Source organism: Brevibacillus invocatus, from assembly GCF_003710915.1.
In the GTDB taxonomy this organism is placed as follows: Bacteria; Bacillota; Bacilli; order Brevibacillales; family Brevibacillaceae; genus Brevibacillus; species Brevibacillus invocatus.
This window is the reverse complement of the sequence record NZ_RHHR01000051.1, coordinates 15,129-34,367: the sequence shown is the minus strand read 5'-3', so window position 1 is coordinate 34,367 and position 19,239 is coordinate 15,129. Positions and strand designations below refer to the sequence as shown.

Here is a 19,239-nt window from a genome sequence, read left to right as displayed (position 1 = left end):
TGAGAGGAGATTTTTTGGATGTCCGAAGACTTTTATTGCGATGAGGTACTTAGTGGTAAAACTGCTGTAGAAAAGGTCTATGAAACAGATCGAGTCCTAGCTTACTTCCATACCCGTCCTTTTTACGAGGTTCATATTGTCGTCATTCCCAAAAAACATATCTCGTCTCTCCTCACTCTAGAGGAAAGCGATCATGATCTTCTGATCGAGCTTCTGGAAGTCGTCAAAAAAGTGGCAGCCCAGCTCGTCGCCCAATACGGAGCCAGTCGTATTTTGACCAACCTGGGTCATTATCAGGACTCGAAGCATCTACACTGGCACGTCTATTACGGTAAACAAATTCGAAGCTAAACTCTCCAGTACACAAAAAAGCACTCGGCATTCAAGCCAAGTGCTTTTTTGTGTTTCGCTTATTTTCCGAGAATGTATCCTTCCAGCTCATCGACAACCTTGTTGGCTGCAATGACACCGCCGGATGTATTCCAGATTGTATCGTCAACCTTGAAGGCCTTGTTGTTTTTCACGACGTTCAGGTTTTTCCAGAGCGATTCGTTAGTCCATTCTTGCTCCAGCTTGGAGCCCTCGCCATTTCCTGTTTCATACGTGAAGTACACCATGATGTCGCCATCCATTTCAGGGATGCGCTCTTTGGTTACTTCAGCAGCAAACTCTTCTTTGTTTTGTGCTGCCGGACGGGAAAGTCCCAGATCCTTCATAATCGCGCCCAAGAAAGTATCGTTGTAGTAAATGCGCACGCGACCCGGCATAAACCGGACAACAGAAACCTCTGTGCTCAGCTTGTCTCCAGCTTTTTCCTTGAATGCAGCGACTTTCTTGTTCCATTCTTCGATGACTTTTTCCCCTTCAGCCTTCTTGTTTACCGCTTCAGCAAACAGAGTGAAGTTGGCCTTCCAGTCACCGCGCGGCTCTTCTACGAATACGGTCGGCGCGATGGCAGACAGCTGCTGATACACTTTTTCTTGACGGAATTTCATACCCAGAATCAGGTCAGGCTTCAGAGCAGCGATCGCTTCCAGGTTTGGCTGGGATTCGGACCCTACTACCTGAACCCCTTCCAGTTGAGGTTTGACAAAATCGTAGAAGGTCGTTGGATCTGTGAAGGAACCAACAGCACCTACAGGTTTTACACCAAGAGCGAGCAAGGTTTCAACACCTTGAGTAGTCAGCATCACAACACGTTCAGGCGTACCTTTGATGGTTGTTTCACCCATCGCATGCTTGATGGTATAGGATTGATCAGCAGCAGGAGCTGGCGCAGCGTTATTAGCAGGAGCTTGTTCGGCGCTTTGAGATTCAGCAGGCTTCTGCTCGCTGGTTTGCCCTCCGCCGCAGCCTGTGACCAGCATGACGAGTGCCACCAGGAATGCTGCGAATGCTTTGCCCCCTGCTGTGCGATATGTACGAGATAACATAGTGAAAAGACCCCTTTCAGACCCTTTGAAAAAGTGAGAATGATACTCAATTACATACACATCCTACAACTTTCAGTCTAATAAGTCAATCAGAAACTGATAATGACTATCAACATCATTGACACTCGCCTAGATTACCATCTACAATGATTTTGTCACTGTATTTTATCCGTAAAATTACCTAAATCATAAGGATGTAGCTGTTATGTATCCGTTGTTGTCCAGTAACACGCGCAAGACTCTGGGAGTCGTGCTTTGTTTGCTTCTGCTTGTGTACCTTTGCTACGCCAGCCTTGTTTTTGGTGTCATCAACACCAGCTGGCAGACGGCGATCGATGCCTACACGCAGTTCAACGGCTCCAATGAACATATTGTCATCAAGGAAGTACGTGTCCCACGTGTTCTGAATGCACTCGCCGTAGGGTTTTGTCTCGGCTTGGCAGGTACGTTGCTCCAATCTCTGACCCGCAATCCTGTAGCCGATGTCGAGCTGTTTGGACTCAATGCCGGCGCTTCTCTGTTCGTTGTGTTTGCGGTCACATTCGTGGGAATCAGCTCCTTGACCCAGTTTACCTGGATCGCTTTCCTCGGTTCCGCGGTCGCTGGTATCATCGTCTACGTTCTCGGTTCCTTGGGGCGTGACGGTCTATCCCCTGTCAAACTGATTCTGGCCGGCGCTGCCATTACTGCATTGTCCGCATCCATCCGGCACGGCATGATGGTATTGAATGAAAAAGCAGCTGATGAAGTACTCTTCTGGCTGGCTGGCTCGGTCGGCGGAAGAAAGCTGGAGTACCTTGAAGCTGTGTTTCCTTATATGCTGGTCGCCTGGATCGCCGCCTTTCTATTGGCGCGTCCCATCCAGACGCTGCTCATGGGGGATGATGTAGCTAAAGGCTTAGGTCAGCGGACGTTGCTGGTCAAGATCATGACGGGGCTGGTGCTCGTGCTTCTCGCGGGCTCTTCCGTCGCCGTCGCGGGACCGATTGGGTTTGTCGGACTCGTGACACCACATCTGGCTCGATTCTTTGTCGGAATTGACACGCGCTGGGTTCTGCTTTACAGCGGCTTGTTCGGCTCCATACTGTTGTTGATCGCAGATATTGCCGCCCGCTTTGTCGCCATGCCAGCGGAAGTGCCGATTGGCGTCATGACTGCCCTGATTGGCATCCCGTTCTTTATCTACGTGGCACGAAAGGGGCTGGATGAAAAGTGAAGGACTACCTGCCTCTTCGCGTCGGCAAGCGTTTTTCATCGTATCAGTTACATAAAAGGGTATTGTGGATCACCCTGATTGCCCTCATCCTGACCGTTGCGGTAGCGATCATCAGCCTCGGCATGGGAGAGATGAAAATCCCTCCTCTCGATGTGGTGAAGGTCCTCCTCGGAATCGGATCGGAGCAGCACGTGCTGATTGTCGAGCAATTCCGGATGCCACGCATCATCATTGCCATTCTGGTAGGAGCCGCACTGGCTTCCGCAGGGGCGATCATGCAAGGTGTGATTCGCAATCCGCTCGCTTCGCCTGATATTCTGGGCGTCTCCGGCGGCGCTTCTGTAGGAGCTGTCGGTTTTCTGCTGTTGTTCGAGACCGCCAGTATCCACTGGCTGCCGCCTATCGCCTTTCTCGGCGCTATGCTGACCACCTTGCTTCTGTACGCACTCGCCTGGAGGCAAGGGGTGACTCCCCTTCGTCTGGTCATGATCGGCGTCGGTATCAAAATCGCTGCGGGTGCCATCGTGACGCTGCTGATCATGTTCAGTCCATTTTTGCTTCAAAACAAGGCGCTGCTTTGGCTGACAGGCAGCATTTACGGTGTATCCTGGAGTGACGTGCAGATGATCCTGCCCTGGACGATGCTTCTCATCGCCACCGCAGCGATCCTGGCACGAAGGGTAAACATCCAGCAGCTTGGCGATGAGATCGCTACTGGAGTCGGCAGCAGGTTGCAGCTCGACCGCTTCATGCTTCTGATGATCTGCGCTGCCTTGGTCGGAACTGCCGTATCTGTCGGGGGCGACATCAGCTTCGTTGCCCTCCTGGCTCCACACATCGCCAAGCAGCTGATCGGGCCATCCTTTGGCGGCGCTTTGCCGCTCTCTGCCTTGATCGGATCGCTTATCGTGCTCATCGCGGATTTGATTGCCCGTATGGCTTTTTCTCCGCTCGATGTTCCGGTTGGCGTCTTTACTTCTGCTGTAGGAGCGCCATTCTTTATTTACCTGCTGTACAAAAATCGCAATCACTAAGTGAAAGGGGTCGGATGGATCATGCACGCATTGGAAACCCGTCAGCTAACCTTGTCGTATGGAGAGCGCAATATTATTGAAGGTCTGGATTTAAACATTCCTCGTGGAAAAATTACGGTTTTCATCGGCAGCAACGGCTGCGGTAAATCCACTTTGCTGCGCTCCCTTGCTCGCTTGTTGAAACCAAAGGGAGGAGCCATCCTGCTGGACGGAGAAGCAATCGCCAAGCGCTCGACCAAAGAGGTCGCCAAGCGACTCGCTATCCTGCCGCAAGGACCTACAGCGCCAGAAGGTCTCTCTGTCTTGCAGCTGGTCAAGCAAGGACGTTATCCGTACCAAAGCTGGCTGCAGCAATGGTCGGAGGAAGATGAAAAAATGGTGACTCGTGCTCTCGAAGCAACGCAGCTCACCAGCCTGGCCAACCGTCCCGTCGACTCCCTCTCCGGTGGACAGCGGCAACGTGCCTGGATTGCCATGACCCTGGCACAAGGAACCGAAACCATACTTTTGGACGAACCAACGACTTATCTCGATATGTCGCATCAGATTGAAATTCTCGATCTGCTGTTCGAGCTGAATGAAACCGAGCAGCGCACCATTGTCATGGTTTTGCACGATCTCAATCTGGCATGCCGCTATGCGCACCATATCATTGCCGTCAACAACCAGACGGTCGTAGCCGAAGGAGCGCCAGAGGATGTCATGACGCAGGATTTGGTTCGCACCGTTTTCCAGATGGATTGTGAGATTACACTCGATCCCCTGTACGGTACCCCCATGTGCATCCCGTACAGCAAGAGCCGCCTGACTGCTGCGATGGCCAAGCAAAACGAGAAGGAAGTCGTATTGGCTTAGACCTCTCTTTCACGAAATTAGGAATAGGCTTGTATCCACTCCGATCTGGCGGTGGAATCAAGCCTTTTTTTGATTTTTTGCAAAATAACTATTTACAAAATTAAATATTTATGTTATGATAAAATATTTTATTATTTACAAACACAATTTAACCTTTCATAATATTCTTGCTGATGCTGTTCTTCGAGAATAGATAGAAAGGGTGTAAAAGAGATGGAAACTTTGCCTTGCCAAGGTTGCAAAGGCTTATGCTGTGGTCCTGTTCCCATCACCGAAAAAGAATATAAACGCATACATAAAAAAATCAAATCCATGCCACGCAAGATTCGCGAAGCGTTAGAGAACCAGCCAAGATTTTTTGGAACCTGTATGTTCTACGATCTACATAAAGATCAATGCGGCATCCATTCGGTTCGGCCCGAAATCTGCCGGAATTTTGGTTATCACAAAGATCTCGTCTGTTTCCGCAAGCCTGAGCTGGCGACCAAGGAAAAGGTCACACCAACGGAACGACCTATCGGACATCTCAGTATTGATTTTACTTGGAAGAATTTTTAGGGAAGCAAAAACGGCAGCTGAAGCCCAGAACATCCAGCCGGCCTCATACTTGTTGGGGGATGTTGTCAATAATTTAAATAAGGACTGTACCCCGCATCAGCTGCGAGAATACAGTCCTTTTCCTATCTTACATTCTTACTTCTTCAGGTTGTAGAACGCCGCGCGTCCACCAAAGCGAGCCGTATCGCCCAGCTCATCCTCAATACGAAGCAGCTGGTTGTACTTCGCTACGCGATCCGTACGGGATGGCGCACCTGTTTTGATTTGACCAGCATTGGTAGCTACCGCGATATCCGCGATCGTGGAGTCTTCTGTCTCACCGGAACGGTGGGAGATTACCGCTGTGTAGCCAGCCAGCTTGGCCATTTCAATCGCTTCGAAGGTCTCGGTCAACGTACCGATCTGGTTCACTTTGACGAGAATGGAGTTGCCTGTATCGCTTTCGATACCGCGAGACAGACGCTCGGTATTGGTTACGAACAGATCGTCACCCACGAGCTGTACTTTGCTGCCCAGTTTGTCAGTGAGCGATTTCCAGCCATCCCAGTCGTCCTCGGACAAGCCGTCTTCGATGGAGATGATCGGGTATTTGCTGACCAGATCTTCATAGAAAGCGATCATTTCTTCGGTTGTTTTCACAACACCTTCGCCTTCGAAGTGGTATTTGCCATCCTTGAACATTTCGGTAGCAGCCACGTCGAGTGCGAGGAAAACGTCTTTGCCTGGCTCGTAGCCAGCAGCCTTGATCGCATCGAGGATCGTGGTGATCGCTTCTTCGTTGGACTTCAGGTTTGGCGCAAAGCCACCTTCGTCACCTACAGCGGTGCTCAGGCCTTTATCGGAAAGTACTTTTTTCAGTGAGTGGAAAATTTCTGCACCTGTGCGCAGCGCTTCCTTGAAGGATTCTGCACCTACCGGCATAACCATGAATTCCTGGATGTCCACGGTGTTGTCAGCGTGCTTACCACCATTCAGGATATTCATCATGGGCACTGGCAGCGTTTTTGCATTGAAGCCACCCAGGTAGTTGTACAGGGACACGCCGAGGGAATCTGCTGCCGCGCGAGCTACTGCCATCGAAACACCCAGAATCGCATTGGCACCCAGTTTGCCTTTGTTGTCAGTTCCGTCCAGCTGCAGCATGGCCATATCTACGCCTACCTGATCCAAAGCGTCCATGCCGATCAGTTCAGGTGCGATGATTTCGTTTACGTTTTCTACTGCTTTCAGTACACCTTTGCCCAGGTAACGGGATTTGTCGCCGTCACGCAGCTCAACAGCCTCATAGGCACCAGTGGACGCGCCGGATGGTACCGCTGCACGACCCATCGTACCGTCTTCCAAGTAAACCTCTACTTCCACAGTCGGGTTTCCACGGGAATCCATGATCTCGCGTGCATAAATGTCTGTAATCATTGCCATCTCTCATCCATCTCCTTTTTAGAAAAATGCTCCAAAACCAAGCTATCCTTATACAGTTTGTGGTACGGAGGACTATTTTGCAAGTAAGGATTTTCCTGTCATCTCGACAGGTTGTTCAACACCTAGTAAATCGAGCAGGGTCGGCGAAAGATCCGCCAGTTTTCCATCCTTGCGCAGCTCTACCCCGTCCTTGGTCACAATCACAGGCACCGGATAGGTACTGTGGGAGGTGATCGGACGACCTGCCTCGTCCAGCATCAGATCGGCATTCCCGTGATCCGCTGTGATGACCGCTACGCCACCCTTGGCGAGAATCGCGTCCACCACTCTTCCCAGGCACGCATCGACCGTCTCGACGGCCTTGATCGTCGGTTCCATCATACCGGAATGGCCCACCATGTCGCAGTTGGCGAAGTTCAGGATGATCGCATCGAAATTCTCTGCCTCGATCTCCTTCACGACCGCATCCGTCAGCTCTGGCGCACTCATCTCCGGCTTCAGATCATAGGTCGCTACCTTTGGAGACGGGATCAAGATGCGTGTCTCTCCCGGAAACTCCTGTTCACGTCCCCCGCTGAAGAAGAAAGTCACGTGCGGGTATTTTTCCGTTTCTGCGATGCGAAGCTGCTTCAGCCCGTTCTGGGAAAGCACTTCCCCCAGTGTGTTATCCAGATTGGATGGCTTGTAAGCGACATAGCCGTCCACGGTTTCCGAAAAGTGAGTCAGGCAGACAAAATGCAAGTCGCGCGGACGGTTCTCGCCGCGGTCAAAGCCGCGAAAATCATCGTTCGTAAAGGCCTGCGAGGTTTGAATGGCCCGGTCAGGGCGGAAGTTGAAAAAGATAATGGCATCCTGGTTCTGGATCGTGGAGACAGGCTTGCCCTGCTCGTCGACGATTACTGTCGGCATCACGAACTCGTCCATGATTGATTTTTCGTACGACTCTTTCACGGCTTTGAGCGGGTCCGTATAGGCTGGACCATCGCCGTACGCCATCACGCGGTACGCCTTCTCGACACGCTCCCAGCGTTTGTCACGGTCCATCGCATAGTAACGTCCTTGTACGGTCGCGATTTTGCCGACTCCGATTTCCGCAATCTTCGCCTGCAGCTGTTCGATATAATCCACTGCGCTGTCCGGCGAAACATCCCGTCCATCCAGGAAAGCGTGGATGTACACTCGGTCAAAGTCTTTGCGCTTTGCCAGCTCCAGGATCGCATACAAATGCTTGATATGGCTGTGAACTCCGCCGTCCGACAGCAATCCGAACAAGTGAACCTGCGTCCCGTGCTTGCGAGCGTGATCAAACGCCGCTACCAAGGTCTCATTATCGTAAAAATCGCCTTCATGGATCGATTTTGTAATCCTCGTCAAATCCTGATACACGACACGTCCAGCACCAATGTTCAGGTGGCCTACCTCAGAATTCCCCATTTGTCCTTCCGGCAGACCAACAGCCAATCCACTCGCTTCCAGGGTCGCATGCGGATAGTGATTCCAATAACGATCGAATTGTGGTTTGTTTGCCTGTGCGACTGCATTGCCATACGTTTCATCGCGTAGGGCAAAACCGTCCAAGATCAGCAGTGCAACCGGCTTGGGCCGATGTGCCATCTGTCTTTCCCTCCCTATTCTTGCAGTGATCCATTTACGAGTTGAAGGTAGCTTGCCGCATCCAGACTGGCTCCCCCGACCAGTGCTCCATCGATATCTGACTGCGACATGTAGCTGCCGATATTCTCCGGCTTGACGCTGCCGCCGTATTGGATTCGCACGTTTGCCGCATCCTCTTGTCCGTAGGCCTCCGCAACTACCTGACGAATCACTGAGATGGTCTCATTCGCCTCTTGTGCGCTGGAAGACTTGCCTGTGCCAATCGCCCAAATCGGTTCGTATGCAATGATGACATCCGCTACTTGACCCGCTTCCAGACCCGCCAGAGCTGCCTCTGTCTGCGTCCGCACGACACGGGATGTTTCTCCTGCTTCACGCTGCTCCAAGCTCTCACCCACGCAGATGATCGGAACGAGACCGTGCTTCAACGCAGCCAGCACTTTTTTATTGACCGTCTCATCCGTTTCGTTGAAGTACTGACGACGCTCGGAATGACCGATGATAACGTACTGGACGCCGATCTCCTTGAGCATGGATGGACTGATTTCACCGGTAAATGCGCCCTGTTCCTCAAAGTGCATATTCTGCGCCCCTACAGCCAGATCACTTCCTTGCAGCGCTTCAGTCAAAGCTGGCAGAGCCGTGAATGGCGCACAAACAACCTTTTGCACACCTGCTTTCGCACTCCCCGCCTTCACTTCCTGGGCAAATTGCTTGGCTTCGGCAATCGTCTTGAACATCTTCCAGTTTCCCGCAATAATTGGCGTTCTCAATCTATTTCCTCCCTATTGGTTGTCTGTAAGTACCGCTACACCTGGCAGCTCCTTGCCCTCCATGAATTCCAGCGAAGCTCCACCGCCAGTAGAGATATGGGTCATCTGCTCGGCAACTCCAGCCTTTTCGACCGCAGCTACTGAATCTCCGCCACCGATGATGGTGGTGCCGGAACACTCCTTCATCGCGACGGCTACACCGATGGTACCCTGTGCAAAAGCATCCATTTCAAAAACGCCCATAGGGCCATTCCACACGACCGTTTTAGAGTCAACGATCACACGATGGTACGCTGCTACTGTTTTAGGACCGATATCGAGCGCCATCCAGCCGTCCGGAATCGCATCGATAGAGACAGTCTGTTTTTGCGCGTCAGCAGCAAATCGATCCGCAATCACCACATCAATCGGCATCAGAAGCTGTACGCCGCGTTCCTTGGCCTGCTCCATCAAGGTGCGAGCCAGCTCCAGCTTATCATCCTCACACAGCGAAGAACCGATAGCATAGCCCTGAGCCTTCAGGAACGTATTGGCCATTCCCCCACCGATGATCAGGTTATCTACTTTCGTTAACAGATTTTCAATCACAGCGATTTTATCCTTCACCTTCGCGCCGCCTACAATTGCGGTGAATGGCCGCTCCGAATTGGAGAGTGCTCCACCCATGAAGCGAATTTCCTTTTCCATCAGGAGGCCAGCTACTGCAGGTATGTACTGAGCAATGCCTGCGGTGGAGGCGTGAGCACGATGGGCTGTACCAAACGCATCGTTGACGAACAGATCAGCCAGCTCGGCAAAGCTTTTCGCCAGCTCAGGATCATTTTTCTCTTCTCCGGCATGAAAGCGCACGTTTTCCAAAAGAAGGACATCCCCCTGTTCCATCCGTTCGACGGCTGCCTTCACTTCCGCTCCTACAGAATCGTCCAGCTTGGTCACTTCCCTGCCGAGCAGTCCGGACAGATGGGCGGCTACCGGTGTCAGGCGCATTTCCTCCACGACTTGGCCTTTTGGACGACCGAAGTGGCTGGCCAGGATGACTTTGGCTCCTGCATCCACCATAAAGCGGATCGTAGGCACGGCAGCACGGATGCGTGTATCATCCGTAATGACACCGTCTTGCATGGGCACGTTGAAGTCAACTCGGCAGAAAACGCGTTTTCCCGCCAGCTCAACATCGCGGATAGATTTCTTATTCATGAACGATCCTCCCAAATCAGTGGCTTATTCTTCGTAAAACGCATATGGGAAAAGGGAGATTGCTCTCCCTTTTTTTCCACAACAAGTCTATTTTACTTTTTACAAGCCACGCTGTGCAACATAATGACACAAGTCTACGACACGATTGGAATAACCCCATTCATTATCGTACCAGGAAACGACTTTCACCATGTTTCCTTCGAGTACCATTGTGGACAGAGCATCGATGGTCGAGGATGCCGGGTTGCCGTTGTAGTCCGAGGATACGAGTGGCTCTTCGGAATAGCCCAGGATGCCTTTCAGCTTGCCATTCGCTGCATCCTTCAGCGCTTGGTTCACTTCATCTACAGTGACGTCTTTCTTCAGTTCCGCCACCAGATCCACGACGGATACGTTCGGAGTTGGCACACGCATCGCGAAGCCGTTCAGCTTGCCCTTCAGCTCAGGCAGCACGAGTGCTACAGCCTTGGCAGCCCCAGTCGAGGTCGGGATGATGTTTTCCGCTGCTGCACGCGCACGACGCAAGTCCTTATGCGGCAGATCGAGAATTTGCTGGTCGTTCGTATAGGAGTGAACGGTCGTCATCAGACCACGCACGATACCGAACTCGTCATTTAACACCTTCGCGAATGGAGCCAGGCAGTTCGTCGTGCAGGAGGCATTGGAAATGACGGTGTGGTTGGCCGGATCGTAGTTCTCTTCGTTTACGCCCATCACGACGGTGATATCTTCATTGGTAGCCGGTGCGGAAATGATCACTTTTTTCGCGCCGCCCAACAGGTGCTTCGCCGCATCATCGCGCTTCGTGAAACGACCGGTTGATTCCACCACGATCTCTACGCCGTAATCCGCCCATTTGAGCTCGGCTGGATCGCGCTCTGCAAGTACCTTGATCTCTTTGCCGCCGACGAACAGCGTGCTGTCTCCCGCTTCTACATCTACATCCAGCACACCATGTACCGAATCGTATTTCAACAAATGAGCCAGCGTGCGAGCGTCTGTCAAATCATTGACGGCCACGATCTCTACGTTGGGATTGTTAAAAGCTGCACGAAACACATTACGACCGATGCGACCAAAACCGTTAATACCTACTTTTACCATTACAATACCTCCTGCTTCTTTACATGGCTTTTTTTGTATTGGGAATCATCCCCGCCTCCTTTTCACCAAAGCGACGGGAAGAAATCAATGTGACGATAGGCAACAGCAGTGAGTAAAACAAAAACGGCAATGTCTCTACCGTAGAGACGCCCAAGCTGATCGCGATCACCATCGCCAGCCCGTTCCAGGGAATCAGTACAGGCATGACGAGCGTCGAATCCAGCATGGTTTTACCCAAAAACTCCTTGCCCCTGGTGAACTGCGAAAACCGTCCGATCAAGGTCGATCCCATGACCAGGATCGGGATCGTCTGGTTGCAGCTGATCATGACGACCAAGAGTGAGATCGCCATAGACTTTCCTACCAAAGCGATTTTATTTTTCGTAACTCCCATCATTCGTTCAACGAATGGAGTCAATAGATTTGCCTTATTTAAAATGCCGTTTAAAAACCCCGCCAGCACGATCAACAACAGCACACTGAGGATCGAAATCATGCCTCCGCCGTGAACCAGCTCATCCAGCAAGGTCCCTGTCTGTGGCTCGTATCCATACAGGATCGTTCCTGCGAGCGTAGACAGCGTGATCGGTCCACTCGACAATACCAGCACAAGACTCGCTACTACGCCACAGAGCAGCGCGTAAATCGCCTTTACCCGAAAAGCAAACACGGCGATCAGGACAAAAAGCGGTATCAAAGCGCCCCAGCTGATGGAGAAATGGCTGGTCAGCAGCTCCTGATACATACGGATCGAATCTCCAGATCCCGCTTGTTCACGGAACAAATCGAGCACCAAAAAGAGCACAGCACAGATGATGGTCGTGAGTCTTGCAGCTCCCTGAGTGGCTCGATCCTGCTTCTCCGTCATCCCCACATGCGAGAGCACCAGCATGCGGCTGCTTGAGATCGGGGAGAAACGTTCCCCCACCATCGCTCCACAAATCAAGGCTCCACCTACCATCCCGGCGGAGAGATCAGCAGCGTGTGCGATTCCCATTAAGGAAAGCCCGATGGTGCTCAACGTTCCGACAGACGTCCCCAGCAGGTAGCTGACTACTGAAGTGAGGATAAAGGACAGTACGAGAAGGTATTCGACATTGACGATAGACAAACCATAGTAGATGATCGCCGGGATCGTCCCACCCATCATCAAGAGTGGAATCAGCAGCCCGACCAGAAAGAGAATGATCAGGACTGGCTTGGTCTGGCGAATCCCATCCCAACCAAAGCTGAATTGCTGTCCCCAGCTAAACCCAAGTTTTTTTACACTAACCAGTGTGACCAAGATTGCGAAAAGAATCCCCCATGAGAGCGGAAAACCGAGAGTGAAGCTGAGCACAATACCCACAATCAGCGACGAGATTGGGAAAACCGCCGCACTATTCATGCAAACCATCGTCCTTCCGTTACAATCGTGTGGACAGTAAGGATCTTGCAGCTCCTTCATCCGTAACAAGTACATTCTGACACGACTGTTTCGCAAAGGAAAGGATTGCTTTTGCCTTGCTTTCGCCTCCCGCGATGGATAACACCTTCTGTGCTTTTTTCACTTCGTCCAGCTGCAGCCCGATGGTCGGCATGTGATAGACGGTCTCGCCTGCTTCATTAAAATAGTAGCCAAACGCCTCAGATACAGCCCCTGCCTCCTGCAACGACGCCAACTCTGCTTCGGAGTGATTTCGCCTTTTGGCCATCGAAATCGCGTCTCCGATCCCGTGAAGGACGATTCGCGTCTCCCGCAGCAGCTCTAGTACCTCTTGGACCTGCGGCTCTTTGCGCAAGGTCTGCAAGGCCTCTGGCTGAAGCCGATCCGGCACGTGCAAGAGACGATAGCTCGCACCGGTTTTGGCGGCCATTTCGGAGGCAAGTGTATTTGCCTGCAGCTCCGCTTGCTCGGATAAACCACCTCTGGCGGGCACAAACTTGACGCTCCTGAACACCGATGAAGCAGACAGATGATGCGCCAGGCTTGCAACGGAAGTTCCGCCCGTGACAGCCACGATGTCGCCCTCTTGGACGGTCTGCTTCAGGACTCGTGCTGCTACGCGCCCCAGCTCTTCCTTTACCCACGGGGATTGGTCAGCATTGCCCTGAACGACGATGACTTCCGGTATGCCCAGCAGGCTTTGCATTTTCTCAGCCAGATCCGTCAGTCCGAACAGTTCACCGACCAATGGCTCCATTTCGTCCAGCACCTGCAGCCCCTCTGCCGTCAGGTTCATGCCTGCCGCGGTCACATGCAGCAGTCCCGAATCCTTTAGCAGCTCAACTTCTGCCCGCAGTATGCGTTCTGTCGTCCCTATGGCCTGAGCCAGACCGCGCCTGCCGATTGGTTGCAGATGATCAATGGATCGAAGCAGCATGTATCGCTCCCGCAACACCTGTACCAGGTCAGGCAACAGCTTTTGTTGCAATTCCACTAAACGACGCATGCACAACCTTCCTCATTTGTCAGATTCATCATTATCGGGACTTAATACGTCCCTCTATATACATTTTATGTCCCGCTTGCCGCAAAAAAAAGAAAATGTGCTACAAACTGAATGTAGCACACCTGACAGCAACTTTCAAGCTTCCCGGCGCCCATTGTTGGAAAGGCTAGGAAAATCAAGCTATTTGGCTGTTCTTCGCTGCAATTCCTGATCCAGCTCGGCTAAGGTCACGACATGGGAAACGGAGCGAAGGACGACCTCCCCATCGATCGCCACTGCCGGAATCACCAGCATATATGTTTCATGCAGCTTCGGATCTTTTTCAATATCAACGATCTGCAGATTCAACGGATAAAGCTCACCCAGAGCACGGATGTTTTGCTCCACGTCATCACACAGCTTGCAGTTTTTGCGTCCATACAAGACGATTTCCATTGGCTTTTTGACCATCCCAGATTAAAACCTCTTTCGTTTGGCCGAGGAAGGAATGAGCATTTCCTCCCTATACTTGGCTACGGTCCGGCGCGAAATCTCGATTCCCTCTGTCAGAAGCATCTCGGAAAGCTTTTGATCAGATAAGGGAACCTTCCGATCCTCCTGGTCGATCAGCGCCTTGATCCGCCGCTTGACACTCTCGGATGAGGTGGCTTCCCCGCTCGCGGTAGACAGGGCTGAGGTGAAAAAGTATTTGAGTTCAAAGATGCCGCGCGGAGTTTGGACGTATTTGTTGCTGGTAGCCCGGCTGATCGTCGATTCATGCAGACCAACCCGTTCTGCAATCTCCTTTTGGGTCATCGGCTTGAGATAATGCACACCGCGCTCGAAGAATTCCAATTGCATATCGACGATCGCCTGTGTCACACGCAAAAGTGTGAGTCTGCGCTGCTCCAAGCTTTTTGCCAGCCACATGGCCGCATTCAGCTTGTCGTGGATAAACTGCTTTGCCTCTTCCTCGCTCTTCGGCTGTTTCAGCATTTTTTCGTAAAAGTTGTTAATTTTCAAACGCGGAGTGGCGATGTCGTTGACCAGGACGACAAACTCATTCCCCACCTTTTCCACAGAGACATCCGGAATGACATATCGGGTCTCATTCGTGGAAAAAGCAGCTCCCGGACGCGGATTCAGCGTCCGCACCAGATCAGCCATCGCCTGTACATCCAACACCGTACAGCCTACTTTGTCCGCGATTCGTTGATAGCGATTGTCTGCGAGGTCCTGCAAATGGTACTTGACGACCTGGACGATCTTTTCATCATCCAGAGCAAGATGCTCCAATTGCAGGAGCAAACATTCCTCCAGATTGCGTGCTGCTACTCCGACCGGATCGAAGTGCTGCAGAACTGACAGGACGTCCTCAAGCTCCTCCAACTCCACTCCCAGGCTAGCCGCTGCTTCCTCTGCGCTTACCTCCAGGTAGCCTTTTTCATCCAGATTGCCGATCAAAAAAAGGGCGATTTTTCGCTGCAAGGGTGAAAATCCTTTGACGTACCCCAACTGGTTTTCCATATGCTCATATAAGGTCGTAGCACCTTGAGAGATGTAGTCTAATGGATTGTAAGTGCTATCATTTTTAGCCACACTATACTCACCCGTTGCCCGATTGCCCACGATCTCCTTCCAGTCCAATTCGTGTGTCGGTTTTTCCACTTTGGCTGAAGCGACCTCGCCTGCCGCTTCCTGCAGTTCGATCACGGGGTTTTCCGTTGCCTGTTCTTGCAGATAGGAGATTAGATCAATGGTAGAATATTGCAAAATGGTGATCGCTTGCCGCAGTTCCGGTGTCATGACTAAACGAAGCGTCTGCTCTTGATATAACCCCATTCCCATGTTCATAAGGCTGCCCCCTTCCCACACTGCCACTCGCATTACTCTTTATCGACATTATATTCGTTCTCTCATGCAATTTTCCTGCCAATATTTGATTTTTCGACCTGTAGGAATAACCCTATTCACTTGCGAAATGGGGTACATCTTCGTTTACGCTTTTTATCCTTGGCGACTTTTATATAGAAGAAACATAAAAAACGGGGCTCCTACCGCTGCGGTAAAGACACCAGCTGGTACGTCGAGCGGAACAAACATCGTCCTGGCCACGAGATCGGCTAACAGGACAAATAGGCCTCCCAGCAAAGCAGAAGCAGGCAGCAGACTGCCAAAGGACGAGCCGACGAGCTTGCGGGCCATATGAGGGGCCATCAGACCAACAAAGCCAATCCCTCCCCCAATCCCAACCGCGGCAGCTGCCAGCGCTACACTGACGGCGATCATGAGCAAGCGCTTGCGTTCAACTGCAACACCTACGCCCTTGGCAACATCGTCACCCAGCTCCTGCGCGTTTAACGTTCTGGCCTGCATCAGTGTGATCACTAAAAACCCGACTGTCCACGGAAGCAAGGTGAATACGTGGTCCCAAGAGCTGCCGTAGACCGTTCCAGACATCCAACCCATCGCCTGCGCAGCCAGATACAACGGTCCCGAGATCAGGAAAAAGATCGTCAAGGCAGCCATCGCTGTAGAGATGGAGACGCCGATCAAGGCAAAACGAAACGGGGACAATCCCTTTTTCCACGACGCCAAATAGGTAAGGAAAGCTGCGAAAAACCCTCCGACCAGCGCCACAAAAGGCAGCCAATGGATACTGTACGAGCCGTTGGAAAAGGCAATGAAGGCTACTGCCGCAGCCGTAGCGCCATTCGTGGTTCCGACCAGATCCGGCGAGGCCAGTGGATTGCGGATCAAAGCTTGCAGGATCGCCCCTGATACCGCCAAGGAAGCTCCCACTAATACTGCAACGGCAATCCGCGGAAGCCTCAGCTCAAGGATCACCAGCTGATGTGTGCTATCCCCCAAACCGACCAGGCTTTTCAGCACCTGCACGACGGGGATGTGGATACTACCCAAGCCAATACTGACGACACTCACCCCGACCAAGAGAAGCAGCAGCAAGCACTGAATCACGATAGAGCGTTTATCCATCTGGTACGAATACATGGGACGCTGACTGCGAACGACAACAAATCTACTCATACGCCCTCCTTCTGACAATCGCAATGACGAATGGCACTCCGATGACGGCTGTGGCTACACCAACTGGCACCTCGTTTGGCATGAGTAAAAACCGGGAAAGCAGGTCTGCCAAAACCAAAAAAATCGCCCCAAAGACAATGCAGTACGGAATCAACCAGCGGTGGTCAATACCGACCAGATACCGGCAAATATGCGGAATAATAATGCCTACAAAACCAATCGGACCAGTCAGCGCAACCGAACCCCCAGCCAGCAGGACGACCACGATAACAATCGCGGCTTTTACCCACACCGTTTTCTGACCCAGGCTTTTGGCTACATCATCCCCCAGTGACATGGTGTTGAGAGAGGCCGCCAGCATCCCCGCAAAAACCCAGCCACACACCAGGTAAGGAACGATCATGAGAGCGTGACGCAAATCTCTGCCAGATACGGAGCCGACCAGCCAATACAAGGCTTCCTCCATTGTCACATTGTCGATCAGCATCAGCAGCGATGTGAGCGAAGAAGCAAATGCCGCCACCGCAGCACCTGCCAGGGTGACCTTGATCGGAGACATGCCGCCTCTGCCTGCCGAACCCAGCAGGTAGACGAACAGTGCCGTCAATCCGGCTCCGATAAAACCCACCCACATCAGCTCACTGAAGGAAAACATGGAACCGAATAGATAAAGTGCAAGTACGATCATCAAAGCTGCTCCCGAATTGATTCCGAACACCGAGGGAGAAGCCAGCGGATTGCGTGTGAGTGCCTGGAGCAATGCACCGGCAACTGCAAGACTTCCCCCGACGAACGCTGCTGTGATCGCTCGAGGCACCCGGGTATGCTGAATGATCAGATGCTCGTTGCTCCCGTCAAAGCTGGTGTACGCCTGAATGGCATTGGTCATCTGAAAGTTGTGCAATCCGTACAGAACACTCGCCACCATGGAAAGCAGCAGGATCACCAAACCAGCAATGAGGGCAACAGACTTTTGATACCGAGTGGAGAAAAATGATTCCACGTCCATTCCCTTCTTTCTTCTACACATTACCTGTATTGTACGGGGCTATTTCCCACTCAGTCAACGATAATGATTCTTATTATCAAAATAATCATTGACATGCCTTTTCCTGAATTATACAGTATGTATTGTGATAATGATAATTAATTTCAATAAAGATTTTGGGAGGTTTTCTTCATGAAGTTAGTTCGCAAGCCAGCTTTTCAATTGGCAAGTGCAATCGGATTATCGCTGATGCTTCTTGTCACCGGGTGCGGAGGAGCCAGTCAAAGCTCCTCGAGCAGTCAGCCTGCCGCCACGCCCGCCACTTCTGCGCCTGCTGCGGAAGCAAGTGCGGCACCAGAGACAAAAAGCGAAGCCCGCACCATCAAGCATGCAATGGGAGAGACCCCGATCACAGGCACTCCCACTCGCGTAGTCATTCTCACCAACGAAGGAACGGAAGCCCTGCTATCCCTCGGCATCAAGCCTGTAGGAGCGGTGAAATCCTGGCAAGGCGAGCCGTGGTATGAGCACATCAAAGACCAGATGCAGGACGTAACCGTGCTGGGTGAGGAAACACAGCCCAACCTCGAACTGATTGCCAGTCTGAAGCCAGACCTCATCCTCGGAAACAAGGTTCGTCAAGAAAAGGTCTACTCCCAGCTATCCGCGATTGCACCTACCGTCTTTTCCGAAGAGCTGTCCGGCAACTGGAAAACCAACTTCAAGCTTTATGCGGAAGCCGTGAACAAACAAGCGGAAGGCGACGCTCTTTTAGCTGATTTTGACAAGCGAGTAGAAGAAGCCAAAACAAAATTGGGCGAAAAGACCAAAACCCAGGTATCCCTCGTTCGCTTCCTGAATGGAAAGGTTCGCGTCTACATGAAAGATACATTCGCCGGTGTGCTGTTCAATCAATTGGGCTTTGCCCGTCCTGCCGCTCAGGATAAAGATGAATTCATGCAAGTGATTGCGAAGGAACAGATGGCTGTCGCTGACGGGGATGTATTGTTCTACTGGGTATCGGATTACGATGACAAGGATGCTGCTAAGTACAAGGACGAATGGATCAATGATCCACTCTGGAAAAACCTCAATGCCGCGAAAACCAACCAAGTCTTTCAGGTAAACGAAGTGATCTGGAACACGAGTGGCGGAATCCTTGCAGCGAACATGCTAGTGGACGAGATTGTGAATCACTTTTCAAAGTAAGGAATCAGTCAGAATAAATACAAGGGGCAGTTGCATCACGCGACCGCCCCCTTTCTGCATATGTTCACACCCATGAAAAAAATCCACTGAAAACGCGTTTTTCAATTGCATCTCTGTCAACAATATTTTATAATAGGAAGGTATCACTTTTCTTGCGCCTGTAGCTCAGTGGATAGAGCAATGGTCTCCGGAACCATGTGCGGGGGTTCGATTCCCTTCAGGCGTACCATACTAGTTCGAAGCCGCGATGTGTATTCGCGTAGTATACGTAAACCTCCGTTCTCTGGTGAACGGAGGTTTTTTAGTGAAAAAAAAACCTTCCGCAATCGAGACGGAAGGGTAACGTACAGGGGTAGTACGTTAAGGGTACGTGAATG

18 protein-coding genes and 1 tRNA gene are annotated in these 19,239 nt (G+C 51.6%); 7 read left to right on the top strand and 12 right to left on the bottom strand.

Annotation, left to right across the window (positions count from 1 at the left end; genetic code table 11):
- The first annotated feature begins 18 nt into the window (after positions 1-18).
- Positions 19-351 (top strand): HIT family protein, encoded by a 333-nt coding sequence (locus EDM52_RS22400; RefSeq protein WP_122911137.1) that lies wholly within the window; start codon positions 19-21, stop codon positions 349-351.
- 59 nt (positions 352-410) lie between these two features.
- Here the strand turns inward: EDM52_RS22400 and EDM52_RS22395 are convergent, their stop codons facing one another.
- The gene (locus EDM52_RS22395; protein ID WP_122911136.1) at positions 411-1,433 is read right to left on the bottom strand and encodes an ABC transporter substrate-binding protein; all 1,023 of its coding nucleotides are present in this window, start codon (positions 1,431-1,433) and stop codon (positions 411-413) included.
- 205 nt (positions 1,434-1,638) lie between these two features.
- Here EDM52_RS22395 and EDM52_RS22390 point away from each other — a divergent pair, with 205 nt between their 5' ends.
- From EDM52_RS22390 to EDM52_RS22375, 4 genes are all read left to right on the top strand, one after another.
- Positions 1,639-2,649, top strand: a complete 1,011-nt coding sequence (locus EDM52_RS22390; protein ID WP_122911135.1) for a FecCD family ABC transporter permease — start codon at positions 1,639-1,641, stop codon at positions 2,647-2,649.
- Positions 2,646-3,683: a FecCD family ABC transporter permease gene (locus EDM52_RS22385; protein WP_122911134.1), complete on the top strand. Its 1,038-nt coding sequence runs from the start codon at positions 2,646-2,648 to the stop codon at positions 3,681-3,683. Before EDM52_RS22390 ends, EDM52_RS22385 begins: the two co-directional genes overlap by 4 nt.
- 21 nt (positions 3,684-3,704) lie before the next feature.
- Entirely contained in the window at positions 3,705-4,538 is an 834-nt protein-coding gene (locus EDM52_RS22380) for an ABC transporter ATP-binding protein (protein WP_122911133.1), read from the top strand.
- A 213-nt stretch (positions 4,539-4,751) separates the two neighbouring features.
- Entirely contained in the window at positions 4,752-5,096 is a 345-nt protein-coding gene (locus EDM52_RS22375) for a YkgJ family cysteine cluster protein (protein WP_122911132.1), read from the top strand.
- Between the two features lie 135 nt (positions 5,097-5,231).
- Here EDM52_RS22375 and eno read toward each other — a convergent pair whose 3' ends face one another.
- The 11 genes from eno to EDM52_RS22320 form a co-directional block, all read right to left on the bottom strand.
- On the bottom strand, positions 5,232-6,518 hold the full coding sequence (gene eno / locus EDM52_RS22370) for a phosphopyruvate hydratase (RefSeq protein WP_122911131.1): 1,287 nt from the start codon (positions 6,516-6,518) through the stop codon (positions 5,232-5,234).
- Between the two features lie 72 nt (positions 6,519-6,590).
- Entirely contained in the window at positions 6,591-8,132 is a 1,542-nt protein-coding gene (gpmI, locus tag EDM52_RS22365; protein ID WP_122911130.1) for a 2,3-bisphosphoglycerate-independent phosphoglycerate mutase, read from the bottom strand.
- 14 nt (positions 8,133-8,146) lie between these two features.
- Positions 8,147-8,905 (bottom strand): triose-phosphate isomerase, encoded by a 759-nt coding sequence (gene tpiA / locus EDM52_RS22360; protein ID WP_122911129.1) that lies wholly within the window; start codon positions 8,903-8,905, stop codon positions 8,147-8,149.
- A gap of 12 nt (positions 8,906-8,917) precedes the next feature.
- Positions 8,918-10,102, bottom strand: coding sequence for a phosphoglycerate kinase (locus tag EDM52_RS22355; RefSeq protein WP_122911128.1), 1,185 nt, complete (start codon positions 10,100-10,102; stop codon positions 8,918-8,920).
- A gap of 99 nt (positions 10,103-10,201) precedes the next feature.
- The gene (gene gap / locus EDM52_RS22350) at positions 10,202-11,206 is read right to left on the bottom strand and encodes a type I glyceraldehyde-3-phosphate dehydrogenase (protein WP_122911127.1); all 1,005 of its coding nucleotides are present in this window, start codon (positions 11,204-11,206) and stop codon (positions 10,202-10,204) included.
- 19 nt (positions 11,207-11,225) lie between these two features.
- Positions 11,226-12,593: a Na+/H+ antiporter NhaC family protein gene (locus tag EDM52_RS22345; protein ID WP_122911126.1), complete on the bottom strand. Its 1,368-nt coding sequence runs from the start codon at positions 12,591-12,593 to the stop codon at positions 11,226-11,228.
- A 19-nt stretch (positions 12,594-12,612) separates the two neighbouring features.
- Entirely contained in the window at positions 12,613-13,638 is a 1,026-nt protein-coding gene (locus EDM52_RS22340) for a sugar-binding transcriptional regulator (RefSeq protein WP_122911125.1), read from the bottom strand.
- 180 nt (positions 13,639-13,818) lie between these two features.
- Entirely contained in the window at positions 13,819-14,088 is a 270-nt protein-coding gene (locus EDM52_RS22335) for a glutaredoxin family protein (RefSeq protein ID WP_122911124.1), read from the bottom strand.
- 6 nt (positions 14,089-14,094) lie between these two features.
- Positions 14,095-15,471: an RNA polymerase factor sigma-54 gene (gene rpoN / locus EDM52_RS22330; RefSeq protein WP_122911123.1), complete on the bottom strand. Its 1,377-nt coding sequence runs from the start codon at positions 15,469-15,471 to the stop codon at positions 14,095-14,097.
- 153 nt (positions 15,472-15,624) lie between these two features.
- Complete coding sequence (locus EDM52_RS22325; protein WP_122911122.1) at positions 15,625-16,665, bottom strand: FecCD family ABC transporter permease; 1,041 nt, start codon at positions 16,663-16,665, stop codon at positions 15,625-15,627.
- Positions 16,658-17,668, bottom strand: coding sequence for a FecCD family ABC transporter permease (locus tag EDM52_RS22320; RefSeq protein WP_245997305.1), 1,011 nt, complete (start codon positions 17,666-17,668; stop codon positions 16,658-16,660). The genes EDM52_RS22325 and EDM52_RS22320 overlap by 8 nt, the downstream gene beginning before the upstream one ends.
- Before the next feature lie 177 nt (positions 17,669-17,845).
- On the opposite strand from EDM52_RS22320, the gene EDM52_RS22315 reads away from it, so the two are divergent.
- Together EDM52_RS22315 and EDM52_RS22310 are read left to right on the top strand one after the other, a co-directional pair.
- Positions 17,846-18,862: an ABC transporter substrate-binding protein gene (locus EDM52_RS22315; protein ID WP_122911120.1), complete on the top strand. Its 1,017-nt coding sequence runs from the start codon at positions 17,846-17,848 to the stop codon at positions 18,860-18,862.
- Positions 18,863-19,016: 154 nt separating this feature from the next.
- Positions 19,017-19,091 (top strand) — tRNA-Arg (locus tag EDM52_RS22310).
- Positions 19,092-19,239 lie beyond the last annotated feature (148 nt).

Bases quoted from the DNA above. Each gene is read 5' to 3' on its own strand.
- EDM52_RS22400 (WP_122911137.1), top strand. From the start codon at position 19: ATGTCCGAAGACTTTTATTGCGATGAGGTACTTAGTGGTAAAACTGCT.
- EDM52_RS22395 (WP_122911136.1), bottom strand. From the start codon at position 1,433: ATGTTATCTCGTACATATCGCACAGCAGGGGGCAAAGCATTCGCAGCA.
- EDM52_RS22390 (WP_122911135.1), top strand. From the start codon at position 1,639: ATGTATCCGTTGTTGTCCAGTAACACGCGCAAGACTCTGGGAGTCGTG.
- EDM52_RS22380 (WP_122911133.1), top strand. From the start codon at position 3,705: ATGCACGCATTGGAAACCCGTCAGCTAACCTTGTCGTATGGAGAGCGC.
- EDM52_RS22375 (WP_122911132.1), top strand. From the start codon at position 4,752: ATGGAAACTTTGCCTTGCCAAGGTTGCAAAGGCTTATGCTGTGGTCCT.
- eno (WP_122911131.1), bottom strand. From the start codon at position 6,518: ATGGCAATGATTACAGACATTTATGCACGCGAGATCATGGATTCCCGT.
- gpmI (WP_122911130.1), bottom strand. From the start codon at position 8,132: ATGGCACATCGGCCCAAGCCGGTTGCACTGCTGATCTTGGACGGTTTT.
- EDM52_RS22355 (WP_122911128.1), bottom strand. From the start codon at position 10,102: ATGAATAAGAAATCTATCCGCGATGTTGAGCTGGCGGGAAAACGCGTT.
- gap (WP_122911127.1), bottom strand. From the start codon at position 11,206: ATGGTAAAAGTAGGTATTAACGGTTTTGGTCGCATCGGTCGTAATGTG.
- EDM52_RS22345 (WP_122911126.1), bottom strand. From the start codon at position 12,593: ATGAATAGTGCGGCGGTTTTCCCAATCTCGTCGCTGATTGTGGGTATT.
- EDM52_RS22340 (WP_122911125.1), bottom strand. From the start codon at position 13,638: ATGCGTCGTTTAGTGGAATTGCAACAAAAGCTGTTGCCTGACCTGGTA.
- EDM52_RS22335 (WP_122911124.1), bottom strand. From the start codon at position 14,088: ATGGTCAAAAAGCCAATGGAAATCGTCTTGTATGGACGCAAAAACTGC.
- rpoN (WP_122911123.1), bottom strand. From the start codon at position 15,471: ATGAACATGGGAATGGGGTTATATCAAGAGCAGACGCTTCGTTTAGTC.
- EDM52_RS22325 (WP_122911122.1), bottom strand. From the start codon at position 16,665: ATGAGTAGATTTGTTGTCGTTCGCAGTCAGCGTCCCATGTATTCGTAC.
- EDM52_RS22315 (WP_122911120.1), top strand. From the start codon at position 17,846: ATGAAGTTAGTTCGCAAGCCAGCTTTTCAATTGGCAAGTGCAATCGGA.